12 protein-coding genes, 5 tRNA genes and 1 pseudogene are annotated in these 10,623 nt (G+C 66.8%); 12 read left to right on the forward strand and 6 right to left on the reverse strand.

Annotated features, from left to right (window positions below):
- Positions 1 to 189 precede the first annotated feature (189 nt).
- The 3 genes from ACFPUZ_RS13120 (at position 190) to ACFPUZ_RS13130 (ending at position 2,975) form a co-directional block, all read left to right on the forward strand.
- On the forward strand, positions 190 to 1,689 hold the full coding sequence (locus tag ACFPUZ_RS13120; RefSeq protein ID WP_377002388.1) for an acetyl-CoA hydrolase/transferase family protein: 1,500 nt from the start codon (positions 190 to 192) through the stop codon (positions 1,687 to 1,689).
- Positions 1,690 to 1,776: 87 nt separating this feature from the next.
- Positions 1,777 to 1,849, forward strand: a tRNA-Lys gene (locus ACFPUZ_RS13125).
- 64 nt (positions 1,850 to 1,913) lie between these two features.
- Positions 1,914 to 2,975, forward strand: coding sequence for a hypothetical protein (locus ACFPUZ_RS13130; protein WP_377002389.1), 1,062 nt, complete (start codon positions 1,914 to 1,916; stop codon positions 2,973 to 2,975).
- On the opposite strand, the gene ACFPUZ_RS13135 is transcribed toward ACFPUZ_RS13130, so the two are convergent.
- The 3 genes and pseudogenes from ACFPUZ_RS13135 to ACFPUZ_RS13145 form a co-directional block, all read right to left on the reverse strand.
- A complete protein-coding gene (locus ACFPUZ_RS13135; RefSeq protein WP_377002390.1) occupies positions 2,965 to 3,150 on the reverse strand; it encodes a hypothetical protein in 186 nt (61 codons plus the stop codon). The two genes, ACFPUZ_RS13130 and ACFPUZ_RS13135, sit on opposite strands and share 11 nt — an antisense overlap.
- An 11-nt stretch (positions 3,151 to 3,161) precedes the next feature.
- Positions 3,162 to 3,362: a hypothetical protein gene (locus ACFPUZ_RS13140; RefSeq protein WP_377002392.1), complete on the reverse strand. Its 201-nt coding sequence runs from the start codon at positions 3,360 to 3,362 to the stop codon at positions 3,162 to 3,164.
- A 272-nt stretch (positions 3,363 to 3,634) separates the two neighbouring features.
- Positions 3,635 to 4,371: pseudogene (locus ACFPUZ_RS13145) on the reverse strand (ATP-binding cassette domain-containing protein); the annotation flags it as partial.
- A gap of 22 nt (positions 4,372 to 4,393) precedes the next feature.
- Here ACFPUZ_RS13145 and ACFPUZ_RS13150 point away from each other — a divergent pair.
- The gene (locus ACFPUZ_RS13150; protein ID WP_377002393.1) at positions 4,394 to 4,702 is read left to right on the forward strand and encodes a hypothetical protein; all 309 of its coding nucleotides are present in this window, start codon (positions 4,394 to 4,396) and stop codon (positions 4,700 to 4,702) included.
- On the opposite strand, the gene ACFPUZ_RS13155 is transcribed toward ACFPUZ_RS13150, so the two are convergent.
- Positions 4,699 to 5,019, reverse strand: a complete 321-nt coding sequence (locus ACFPUZ_RS13155; RefSeq protein WP_377002394.1) for a metal-sensitive transcriptional regulator — start codon at positions 5,017 to 5,019, stop codon at positions 4,699 to 4,701. The genes ACFPUZ_RS13150 and ACFPUZ_RS13155 overlap by 4 nt on opposite strands.
- Before the next feature lie 124 nt (positions 5,020 to 5,143).
- Here ACFPUZ_RS13155 and ACFPUZ_RS13160 point away from each other — a divergent pair.
- The 6 genes from ACFPUZ_RS13160 to ACFPUZ_RS13185 all read left to right on the forward strand — a co-directional run bounded on the left by ACFPUZ_RS13160 (position 5,144) and on the right by ACFPUZ_RS13185 (position 6,392).
- Positions 5,144 to 5,216: transfer RNA gene (locus ACFPUZ_RS13160), tRNA-Glu, on the forward strand.
- 33 nt (positions 5,217 to 5,249) lie between these two features.
- A tRNA-Asp gene (locus ACFPUZ_RS13165) sits at positions 5,250 to 5,323 on the forward strand.
- 290 nt (positions 5,324 to 5,613) lie between these two features.
- Positions 5,614 to 5,687, forward strand: a tRNA-Asp gene (locus tag ACFPUZ_RS13170).
- A 29-nt stretch (positions 5,688 to 5,716) separates the two neighbouring features.
- Positions 5,717 to 5,789 (forward strand) — tRNA-Phe (locus tag ACFPUZ_RS13175).
- Positions 5,790 to 5,853: 64 nt separating this feature from the next.
- Entirely contained in the window at positions 5,854 to 6,018 is a 165-nt protein-coding gene (locus ACFPUZ_RS13180) for a hypothetical protein (RefSeq protein WP_377002396.1), read from the forward strand.
- Positions 6,019 to 6,104: 86 nt separating this feature from the next.
- The gene (locus tag ACFPUZ_RS13185) at positions 6,105 to 6,392 is read left to right on the forward strand and encodes a GNAT family N-acetyltransferase (RefSeq protein WP_377002397.1); all 288 of its coding nucleotides are present in this window, start codon (positions 6,105 to 6,107) and stop codon (positions 6,390 to 6,392) included.
- Between the two features lie 48 nt (positions 6,393 to 6,440).
- Here ACFPUZ_RS13185 and epsC read toward each other — a convergent pair whose 3' ends face one another.
- Both epsC and cysK read right to left on the reverse strand, forming a co-directional pair.
- Positions 6,441 to 7,034 carry a serine O-acetyltransferase EpsC gene (epsC, locus tag ACFPUZ_RS13190; RefSeq protein WP_377002407.1) on the reverse strand — a complete coding sequence of 198 codons (594 nt, stop codon included), beginning with the start codon at positions 7,032 to 7,034 and terminating at the stop codon, positions 6,441 to 6,443.
- A gap of 35 nt (positions 7,035 to 7,069) precedes the next feature.
- Positions 7,070 to 8,005: a cysteine synthase A gene (cysK, locus tag ACFPUZ_RS13195; RefSeq protein ID WP_377002398.1), complete on the reverse strand. Its 936-nt coding sequence runs from the start codon at positions 8,003 to 8,005 to the stop codon at positions 7,070 to 7,072.
- Between the two features lie 319 nt (positions 8,006 to 8,324).
- Between cysK and ramA the strand changes: the two genes are divergently transcribed.
- Together ramA and murA are read left to right on the forward strand one after the other, a co-directional pair.
- The gene (ramA, locus tag ACFPUZ_RS13200; RefSeq protein WP_377002399.1) at positions 8,325 to 9,167 is read left to right on the forward strand and encodes an acetate metabolism transcriptional regulator RamA; all 843 of its coding nucleotides are present in this window, start codon (positions 8,325 to 8,327) and stop codon (positions 9,165 to 9,167) included.
- 28 nt (positions 9,168 to 9,195) lie between these two features.
- Positions 9,196 to 10,452: a UDP-N-acetylglucosamine 1-carboxyvinyltransferase gene (murA, locus tag ACFPUZ_RS13205; protein ID WP_377002400.1), complete on the forward strand. Its 1,257-nt coding sequence runs from the start codon at positions 9,196 to 9,198 to the stop codon at positions 10,450 to 10,452.
- Positions 10,453 to 10,623: the final 171 nt, after the last annotated feature.

Consider the following 10,623-nt stretch of genomic DNA (forward strand, 5'->3'; position numbering starts at 1 on the left):
ACGATTAACACAGTTGCGTGCTTTGCGGCGGCGTCACGCCAAATCCGCTAGTGTGGTCACCGTAACTATCAGGCTCCTGTGTAACCGACACGACATCCGGCGGTCGGTGCGGGCGCCGTCCGACAACTCTCACAGACACCGCGGGCCCTCACATGACGAAGATGTGGCCCGGTAATCAGGAGGAACTCCATGTCCGATCGCATCGCCAACGCCCTTCTGCGCGACAAGGTCATGTCCGCCGACGAGGCAGCTCAGTTCATCGACAACGGTGACAAGGTCGGCATGTCCGGCTTCACCGGTGCCGCGTACCCGAAGGCGCTGCCGACCGCGATCGCCAACCGTGCCAAGGAGGCACAGGCCAAGGGTGACACCTACAAGATCGACGTCTACACCGGTGCCTCCACCGCCCCGGACTGTGACGGTGTCATGGCCGAGGCCGGCGCCATCAACTACCGCATGCCGTACCAGTCGGATCCGATCATGCGTAACGCCATCAACGCCGGCGAGATGAAGTACCAGGACATCCACCTGTCCCACTCCGGCCAGTACGTCGAGCACGGCTTCTTCGGCGACCTGGACGTGGCCATCGTCGAGGTCACCCGCATCACCGAGGAGGGGTACCTGATCCCGTCCTCCGGTGTCGGCAACAACGTCGACTACCTCGACGCCGCCAAGAAGATCATCATCGAGGTCAACGACTGGCAGTCCGTCGACCTCGAGGGCATGGCCGATGTCTACCGCATCCAGCACCTGCCGAACCGCACCCCGATCCCGATCATCAACTCCGGCGACCGCATCGGCAACACCTACATCGACTTCGACATCTCCAAGGTCGTCGCCGTCGTGGAGACCGACGCCCCGGACCGCAACGCCCCCTTCAAGCCGATCGACGACATCTCCAAGAAGATCGCCGGCTACTTCCTCGACTTCCTCGAGGGCGAGGTCAAGGGTGGCCGCCTGGCGTACGACAACTACATCATGCAGTCGGGTGTCGGTAACGTCCCGAACGCCGTGATGGCCGGCCTGCTGGACTCCAAGTTCGAGAAGATCGAGGCCTACACCGAGGTCATCCAGGACGGCATGGTCGACCTCATCGACGCCGGCAAGATGACCGTCGCCTCCGCCACCTCCTTCTCCCTCTCCCCGGAGTACGCCGAGAAGATGAACGCGGAGGCCAAGCGCTACCGCGAGTCCATCATCCTCCGCCCGCTGCAGGTGTCCAACCACCCGGAGGTCATCCGTCGCGTGGGCCTGATCTCCTCCAACGGCATGATCGAGGCCGACATCTACGGCAACATCAACTCCACCCACGTCGCCGGCTCCCGCATCATGAACGGCATCGGCGGCTCGGGCGACTTCACCCGCAACGCCCGCATCTCCACCTTCATCTCCCCCTCCGACGCCAAGGGCGGCGACATCTCCGCGATCGTCCCCTTCGCCTCCCACATCGACCACACCGAGCACGACGCCATGGTCGTCATCACCGAGTACGGTGTCGCCGACCTGCGTGGCCTCGCTCCGCGTGACCGCACCGCCAAGATGATCTCCGTCGCGCACCCGGACTACCGTCCGCTGCTCGAGGAGTACGTCGCGCGCGCCAACGCCGGCAAGTTCCAGCAGACCCCGCACGACCTGGCCACCGCGCTGTCCTTCCACCAGCGCTTCCTCGAGACCGGCTCCATGAAGTAACCGAGCTTCTCGACGCCCCGCCGCCCACCCGGGCGGCGGGGCCCTGGTTTTTTCGGAGCGCGGGAGGGGCGCTAGTATGTGAGCCACGGGCCTCTAGCTCAGTTGGTAGAGCTGCGGACTTTTAATCCGTAGGTCGTGGGTTCGAGCCCCACGGGGCCCACTTTTTCTTTCCGGCGCTGGTCGCTGCGCTGCCGACCAGCCGGGGAGGCCGTAAGCTGCGCACCATGACCTCCTTAGAGTTCGTCATCGGCACCGAGGGCGCGCTGCTCGCCTTCGGTGACTTCTCCGCTCTGACGCAGTTTTCCGACCGTGACCTGGGCTGGATCCATGACGCGACTACCTGGTCGAATCCGGTGATGCGCGAGAGTGTCGCGCTGTTCAGCCCGGCCTCCGACGGTGGTTACGCCGTCCTGGTCACCGACGACCCCGCTGAGCTCTCCCGCCTCGATCTCACCGACCCCCTGGAGTTCCGGCTTCCCGGTGGCACCCTGCTTCTCGACGGCGGCGACAACCTCCCCCAGTCAGACAGGTGGGACGGCGCCGATCCGGCGGTGGCGGTCACCGTCCCGGAAGGTCCACGCCGGGTGCGTATCTTCGCGACGCGGGAGTGGCGGGAGGACTGGCCCGACTACGTCATCCTGCACGAGGCGGCCCCCGCAGGCTGGGAGCCCCCGGTCCTCCACGGAGTGCCTACCCTGACCCGTGAAGGTCTCCGGACGGCACCGCAGGTGAGCATCGACGACCACTACCGGCGCCGCCCCCTTACCGGTGACATCCAGGCCCGGCAGCTGCCGGTGGTCGTGGCTCCTGAGCACACGGTGTGGACCGGGCTGAAGTTTCCCGAGGAGCGTCCCGACCTCGCCGACCTGCCTCACTTCGACGATCCGGTCACTGAGCCGTTCATCATGGTCGCGGATGCCGCAGAGGGGGCGCCGGGCATCCTCGTGACGTGGAGTGGCGGATCCCACCGCCCGCCGGGGCCCGTCATCCTGCGCTGGCGGGGCGAAGAGGTCGGGCGCCTGAGGGGGCTGGACGGTGGGAGCGCCGTCCTGGTGCCCCTGGAATCCGTGCCGGAGCGTCCGGCGGAGGTGGACGTGGAGACCGTCCGCGCCCGGGTCCTCGAACTGCTGCCCGCGGATCCGGCACTGCGCACCCACGCCCGGGAGATGGCCACCGTTCCGGCGCTGCTGGAACTGGCGGTCCGTCATATCCCGCTGCCGCTCTCCGCGCGCTTCCCCCTGGTCGTCGGGGACGATGCCACCCGGTGGCGGGGGCTCAGGCGCTGAGATCGCGGCGTCGGAAGGCGGCGGCGCCGAGCGCCAGCACCCCGGACCACCGGACCTCCGTCGCCGGGTACTGGACGGCGTAGCCCAGCAGGGTGGGCCCGAACAGCGACTGGTCGCCGGTGACCAGCACCGCGCCGAGACCTTCCGTCAGGCCGGCCAGCACCGCCAGCCACACCACACCACACCTCAGCCGATCACCGTCACCCAGGACAGCACCCAGCGCCGACGCCCCACGGCGGTGGCCAGCACCGCCTCGGTGTGACCCCCGTTTTCCTGGACGAGCAGGAACTGCACGGCGAGAATGACACCGAAGTAGACGGCCATGAAGCTGAGGTAGCCGTCGACGATGGCCTCGGCGGCGGCGTCACCACCTATGACGGCGAGCATCTCCGCGGCAGCGAGTCGGCGACTTCGGCCATCGACCTGGTGAACGCACCCAGGATGAGCCCCGTGAGCAGCATGGCGGAAGGCCAGCGCCAGGGGAGAGCCCAACCAGGGGCTGGCGTGCGCGCGGCCCGGGCGGTCCGCCAGGGCCCCGGCCCCCAATTCACGCCGGGAGCGCAGTGCATAGCCCAGCGCGGCGAGCAGCAGCGGGAGGGCCAGCGGCCATCACCTGTCGAGTGTGTAGGGTGCGGTCTGCTGCGCCCAGCCCAGCGGGGGAGAGCCCGCACACCCATCCCAGCCAGCGCCTGCAGGACGGTGCGCAGGTGAGTGGCGTCGACATCGACACGCACCTGCTCCCCGACGCGGTGGAGGTGGTGTACGCCCGCCAGGCGCGCCAGTTCTCCCGTGGGGCGATCGGTGAGGGCGGTGACCACCGTGCGGGAGAGGTGCCGCATGTCCAGCAGCGAGCCCGTCTCCACGATCCGGCCTTTCCGGACGATGGAGATCCGGTCTGCCAGCGCCGCCACCTGGGAGAAAATGTGGCTGGAACACGGCCTCCATGAGGGGGTCGAGGCCGGAGGTGGGTTCGTCGAGAAGCAGGAGTTCGACGTCGGAGGCCACCGTCTGCCGGTTTCCCTTCGAGTAGGTGCGGCCCCGGCGGTACGGGTCGAGCTCGAAGCGTTCGATGAGCTCCTCACGGCGCCGCGGGTCCGGGCGGCCGCGCAGGCGCGCAAAGAGGTCGATCGCCTCGCCGCCGGTGAGTGTGGGTCACAGTTCCACGTCGCCGGGCACATAGGCGAGACGGTGGTGGAGTTCGACGGCCGCGCGCGGTACCGGTATCCGCCCGCTGGATCCCCAGCAGCACGCGGATGGCGGTCGATTTTCCCGCCCCGTTCGGGCCCAGGAAGCCGTGCACTTCACCTGCGGTGACCTGCGGGTGAAGATCGTCGGGCGCGCGGACGCGGCCGAAACCCTTGCCTAGCCCGATGGTGTCCACGGCAAGGGCGCCCATGTCTTCATCGTAGTCTCGGGGTATGACCTTCTATTTCGATGTCGACTGTGGTTTCTGTCGGCGGGCCGCGCAGCGCCTGCGCCGTCTCGCCCCGCTTATCGACGTCGCGCCCCTCCCCCTCCGCCACCATGCCGTCTTCCGCACCGCGGGCGGGGACGAACTGGGACACCGCGCCATCGGCGCCGCCCTCAGCAGGGGCGGGGGACAGTGGTGGGTGCGGCTGGTGGGCCGGGTGCTGCTCCTGCGGGGGCTCGATGCGCCCTTGACGATGGCCTACCGGGTGGTGGCGGCCAACCGGCCGCTCGTCTCGCGACTGCTGCCCGGGGTCTAGGACTTCACCATCTTCTGGATCGCCCGCATGGCCTCCTCGATCTTCGCCTCCGCGGCCGCCCCGTCCTCCTTGGCGGCGCCGGCCACGCAGTGGGAGATGTGATCCTGCAGCAGCGCGAGCGCGACATTCTCCAGGGCGGAGGTGACTGCGGAGACCTGGGTGAGGATGTCGATGCAGTACTGGTCCTCGTCGATCATCCGGTGGATCCCGCGGGCCTGCCCCTCGATGCGCTTGAGGCGCGCGAGATACTTCGCCTTGTTCTCGTTGTAGCCGTGGACATTCGGCTCGTGGCACGAGCAGGTGTCGAGGTCGTTCATGCCCACCAGGATAGACCACGCGCCAGGAAATACGCCCGGGGCCTGCAGTTTTGATCTGGACCGGAGATGAAGTACCATTCGATATCAGTCGCACGTCCCAGAGCCCTTCTGGCGAAAAAGACTGGCCCCCATCGTCTAGTGGCCTAGGACACCGCCCTTTCACGGCGGCGACACGGGTTCGAATCCCGTTGGGGGTGCTCGAGGTGAAAGCCTCGGACACAAGAGAATATGGCCCTGTGGCGCAGTTGGTTAGCGCGCCGCCCTGTCACGGCGGAGGTCGCGGGTTCGAGCCCCGTCAGGGTCGCATTTCTTTCAGGGTCTCCCACCATTGCCGGTGGGAGACCCTGATTTTTTGTGCGCGGAGGTAGTTTTCCGGTAAAGACTGCCGATTCCGGCGCGGAATTTCGACGAACTTTACTGGAAAACTGCCTCCGGCTTGAGCGTGTGGCGAGGGGTCAGTGAACTCCCGCTGCTCCGTGGCCGGGAAATGCCCTGTCACCTGCAGATTTGTGGTTGATCTATGACTCTGTGTAGAGTCATATCTCGTGCAACGGAGCAAGCCGCGAGGCTGGCCCGGAGCCCACAAAAGAATAAGGCCCTGTGGCGCAGTTGGTTAGCGCGCCGCCCTGTCACGGCGGAGGTCGCGGGTTCGAGCCCCGTCAGGGTCGCAGAGATTGTCGCTTCGGCGACGGTCTTCGGCCAGATAGCTCAGTCGGTAGAGCGTCCGCCTGAAAAGTGGAAGGTCGCCAGTTCGATCCTGGCTCTGGCCACAATCAAGCCTCATCCCCTCGCGGGGATGAGGCTTTTTTGCTGTGCCCGCCTTAAGGTGGGGCCATGAGCATCGACCGGCAGTGGGACAGCTATCTCGAGGGGCGGGGGATCATCCCGGAGGCCGCAGTCGTCCCTGACCATGCGTGTCAGCTCTTCGCGGAGGAGGCGTCCGCCCTGGAGGAGGCGCGGGAGCTCGTGCACCGGCTGCTGCAGGGGACGGGGGAGTGAATTCATACGCTGCGCCGGGGGTGTGATTCGGGGCATAATTGAGAATCATCAATCCCGACTAACGCGTCCCTGAGGAGAACCGCACCATGACCATCGCCCACACCATCGAGCACAACGAGGCGAAGCACCGTTTCGTCATCTCCGTCGACAACCGCGAGGTCGGCTACGCCTCCTACGCGCAGCGACGGGACGGTGTGCTCGATTTCAACCACACCGTCGTCGATCAGGCCTACCGGGGCCGCAACCTCTCCACGCCGCTCATCAAGGAGGCCCTGGACTGGGCACGGGAGCAGGGGGCGCGGGTGGTGCCGTCGTGCTCAGCGGTGGAGAACTTCATCGACAAGCACCCGGAGTACGCGGATCTGCGCGCCTGAGGGGCGTCGATAAGCACAAAAAAAACGCCCCCTCGGGGGCGTTTTTCGCTAGATGCTGTAGTCGACCGGATCGTTGGCGGTGTAGTAGTCGGGGTCGACGAGCTTGATGCGCTCCGACTGGCGGCGGGGCCGGTTCTTCGCCGGGATACCGGTGGCGATGTGGTCCGCGGGGACATCCTTGGTCACCACGGCGTTGGCGCCGATGGCGGAGCCGGTGCCGATGGTGATGGGGCCCAGGACCTTGGCGCCGGCGCCGATGGTGACGTTGTCCTCCAGCGTCGGGTGCCGCTTGGTCTGCGTGAGCACCTGACCGCCCAGGGTGACGCCGTGGTAGAGCATGACGCCGTCGCCGATCTCGGTGGTCTCGCCGATGACGATGCCCATCCCGTGGTCGATGAAGAAGCGGCGGCCGATCGTGGCACCCGGGTGGATCTCGATCCCGGTGAAGAAGCGGTTGAGCTGCGCCAGGATGCGGGCGGGACCGCGCAGGCCGCGCTTCCACAGCCAGTGCGACACCCGGTGGGACCAGATGGCGTGCAAGCCGGAGTAGACGACGGCGTTCTCCACGTCCCCGCGGGCGGCGGGGTCGTGTTCGCGCGCGTTCTGCAGGTCCTCCCGGACCATCTTCGCGATGTTGAGCAGCAGCATGGCCCAGAGTCTACTTGGTCGCTGCGGAACTAGTCGCGGATGTCCTCGTAGAGGACGGTGGAGACGTAACGCTCGCCGTAGTCGGTGACGACGGTGACGATGGTCTTGCCGGCGTTCTCCTCCTTCTGGGCCAGCTGCAGGGCGGCCCAGACGTTGCCGCCGGAGGAGATGCCGCCGAGGATGCCGTCCTTGACGGCCAGGTCACGCGAGGTGGCGATGGCGTCCTCGTTGGAGACGGTGATGACGTCGTCGAGCACCTTGCGGTCGAGGACCTCCGGGATGAAGTTGGCGCCGATGCCCTGGATCTTGTGCGGGCCGGCCTTGCCTGCGGAGAGCAGCGGGGAGGCGGTCGGCTCGACGGCGTAGACCTGGACCTCCGGCTTGCGCTCCTTGAGCACCTGGCCGACGCCGGAGACGGTGCCGCCGGTGCCCACGCCGGCGACGAAGATGTCGATCTTGCCGTCGGTGTCGTTCCAGATCTCCTCGGCGGTGGTCTCGCGGTGGATGCGCAGGTTCGCCGGGTGGGCGAACTGGTTGGCCAGGATGGCGTTGTCCTCGGAGGCGACGATCTCGTTGGCCTTGTCGACGGCACCCTGCATGCCGGCGGCACCCGGGGTGAGGACGATCTCCGCACCGTAGGCGCGCAGCATGACGCGACGCTCGTTGGACATGGTCTCCGGCATGGTGAGGATGACCTTGTAGCCGCGGGCCGCGCCGACGAGGGCGAGGGCGATACCGGTGTTGCCGGAGGTGGCCTCGACGATGGTGCCGCCGGGCTGGAGGGAGCCGTCGGCCTCGGCGGCGTCGATGATCGCCTTGCCGATGCGGTCCTTGACGGAGTTGGCCGGGTTGAAGGACTCGATCTTCACCAGGACGTCGGCGTGGAGGCCCTCGGTGACGCCGTTGAGGCGGACCAGCGGGGTGTTTCCGATGGTGTCCAGGATGTTCTCGTAGATCTTGCTCATCGCTTCTGCTCCTTGAGTTCTGCTGCTGTTTCGGTGTGTCCGTCAGCGTACACCATCAAACTAGACAGGACGGTATGGATAAGGCAGACCAGATGGTTATCCCAGGATCCGGGGGTAGGGCTGACAGGTGGCGTTACGCCCCGGGGGGTGTGGGAAAGTCCGTTCGTGTGCAACAGAACCACGTGACGTTAAGGGGTTTTGGATTCCGTTTACCCCCGATGTCGCGTTATAATGCCCATCTGTAGGCGACAGTTACCCCCGTCGATGTGCACCTCGGGTGCACCTGGACGGGTGTACCCGGAGGAGGACGACTTTCACAATGGATTCACAGCGAATCAAGGATGACGACGAAGCCGTCCGGGCGGCACTGACCTCTCTCAAGACCGCGACCGGCATCCCGGTCACCATGTACGCCACCCTTCTCCCGGACAACCGGCTGCAGATCACGCAGTGGGTGGGCCTGCGTACCCCGGCGCTGCAGAACATCATCATCGAGCCGGGTTCCGGCGTCGGCGGGCGCGTGGTGACCACCCGCCGGCCGGTGGGTGTCTCCGATTACACGCGGGCGAACATCATCTCCCACGAGAACGACCGCGCCATCCAGGATGAGGGGCTGCATTCCATCGTCGCGGTGCCCGTGATCGTCAACCGTGAGATCCGCGGTGTCCTCTATGTCGGTGTCCACTCCCCGGTGCGCCTCGGTGACAAGGTCATCGAGGAGGTCACCATGACCGCCCGTACCCTCGAGCAGGATCTGGCGGTCAACTCCGCCCTCCGCCGCGTCGAGGGCGGCAAGCCCGGGGCCGCGAAGTCCGGCCGGGTGATGAACGGCGCCGAATGGGAGCAGGTCCGCTCGACCCACTCGAAACTGCGCATGCTGGCGAACCGGGTGGAGGACGAGCTGCTGCGCAAGGAGCTCGAGCAGCTCTGCGACCAGATGGTCTCCCCGGTGCGGGTCAAGCAGTCGACGAAGCTCTCGGCCCGCGAGCTCGACGTCCTCTCCTGCGTCGCCCTCGGGCACACCAACGTGGAGGCCGCAGAGGAGATGGGCATCGGCGCCGAGACGGTGAAGTCCTACCTGCGTTCGGTCATGCGCAAGCTGGGCGCCCACACCCGCTACGAGGCCGTCAACGCGGCCCGGCGGATCGGCGCCCTACCCTGACACGGAGTGTCGGCTAGTGTCGGGAAGCGTGAAGGATCGATTTCTCGTCTCCGGTGGGGCCCGCCTGCAGGGTGCCGTCAAAGTCAGCGGCGCGAAGAACAGCGTGCTCAAACTCATGGCGGCGGCGCTGCTCGCCGAAGGAACCACGACACTCACCAACTGCCCCGAAATTCTCGACGTCCCCCTCATGGGCGACGTCCTCCGGGGCCTGGGCTGCGACGTCACCATCGACGGCTCGACGGTGACCATCACGACGCCCGCCGAGCTGGATTCCGACGCCGACTTCGACGCCGTCCGTCAGTTCCGCGCCTCCATCTGCGTCCTCGGGCCGCTCACCTCCCGCAGCGGCCGGGCCGTCGTCGCCCTGCCCGGCGGTGACGCCATCGGCTCCCGTCCCCTGGACATGCACCAGTCCGGCCTCGAGCAGCTCGGCGCCACCACCCGCATCTCCCACGGCGCCGTCGTCGTCGAGGCCGAGCAGCTGCGGGGCGCCCGCATCTCCCTCGACTTCCCCTCGGTCGGCGCGACGGAGAACATCCTCACGGCCGCGGTGCTCGCCGAGGGCACGACTGTCCTGCACAACGCGGCGCGTGAGCCGGAGATCGATGATCTGTGCAATCTCCTCATCGCCATGGGCGCGCGCATCGAAGGCGGCGGGACCTCCACCCTCACCATCGAGGGCGTCGAGAAGCTCCATCCCACCACCTACGCCGTGGTCGGCGACCGCATCGTCGCCGGTACCTGGGCCTATGCGGCGGCGATGACGCAGGGTGATGTCACCGTCGGCGGGATCGCGCCCCGTCACCTGCATCTCGCCCTGGAGAAGCTCAAGGTCGCGGGTGCCGATGTCGAGACCTACGAGAACGGCTTCCGCGTCCGCATGGACCGTCGCCCCGACGCCGTCGACTACCAGACGCTGCCCTTCCCCGGCTTCCCGACGGATCTGCAGCCGATGGCCATCGGCATCGCGACCATCGCCAACGGCATGAGTGTCATCACTGAGAACGTCTTCGAGTCGCGCTTCAAGTTCGTCTACGAACTCCAGCGCCTCGGCGCCAACGCCACCGTCGAAGGGCATCACGTGGTCATCCACGGCATCGAGCAGCTTTCGTCGACGGAGGTGTGGAGCTCGGACATCCGCGCCGGCGCCGGACTCGTCCTCGCCGCCCTCGTCTCCGACGGGGTGACCACGGTCCACGACGTCTATCACATCGACCGCGGCTACCCGCACTTCGTGGAGCAGCTGCAGTCCCTCGGCGCCGACATCCGTCGCGTCACCGACTGACATGCTTCTCGACGCCCCCGTGACCGCCACGCTTGCAAAGGTCACGGGGGCTTGCCTTTTCGTGGGTTGACGTGGGGATTTGCTTTGTGTGGTGTGAACTTCGTATAGTTTCACTCGTTGCCAAGAACGGTTGCCAGCAGGTGGCCGGGAGGGAAACGAAAAAAGAACTTC

The sequence above is a fragment of the Corynebacterium nasicanis genome (assembly GCF_042658165.1).
Taxonomy (GTDB): domain Bacteria; phylum Actinomycetota; class Actinomycetes; order Mycobacteriales; family Mycobacteriaceae; genus Corynebacterium; species Corynebacterium nasicanis.

Coding starts and splice junctions, on each gene's coding strand:
- ACFPUZ_RS13155 (WP_377002394.1), bottom strand. CDS start 5,019: ATGAACGACCTCGACACCTGCTCGTGCCACGAGCCGAATGTCCACGGC.
- cysK (WP_377002398.1), bottom strand. CDS start 8,005: ATGAGCAAGATCTACGAGAACATCCTGGACACCATCGGAAACACCCCG.
- ACFPUZ_RS13120 (WP_377002388.1), top strand. CDS start 190: ATGTCCGATCGCATCGCCAACGCCCTTCTGCGCGACAAGGTCATGTCC.
- ACFPUZ_RS13150 (WP_377002393.1), top strand. CDS start 4,394: ATGACCTTCTATTTCGATGTCGACTGTGGTTTCTGTCGGCGGGCCGCG.
- ACFPUZ_RS13130 (WP_377002389.1), top strand. CDS start 1,914: ATGACCTCCTTAGAGTTCGTCATCGGCACCGAGGGCGCGCTGCTCGCC.
- ACFPUZ_RS13180 (WP_377002396.1), top strand. CDS start 5,854: ATGAGCATCGACCGGCAGTGGGACAGCTATCTCGAGGGGCGGGGGATC.
- ramA (WP_377002399.1), top strand. CDS start 8,325: ATGGATTCACAGCGAATCAAGGATGACGACGAAGCCGTCCGGGCGGCA.
- ACFPUZ_RS13140 (WP_377002392.1), bottom strand. CDS start 3,362: ATGCTCGCCGTCATAGGTGGTGACGCCGCCGCCGAGGCCATCGTCGAC.
- ACFPUZ_RS13185 (WP_377002397.1), top strand. CDS start 6,105: ATGACCATCGCCCACACCATCGAGCACAACGAGGCGAAGCACCGTTTC.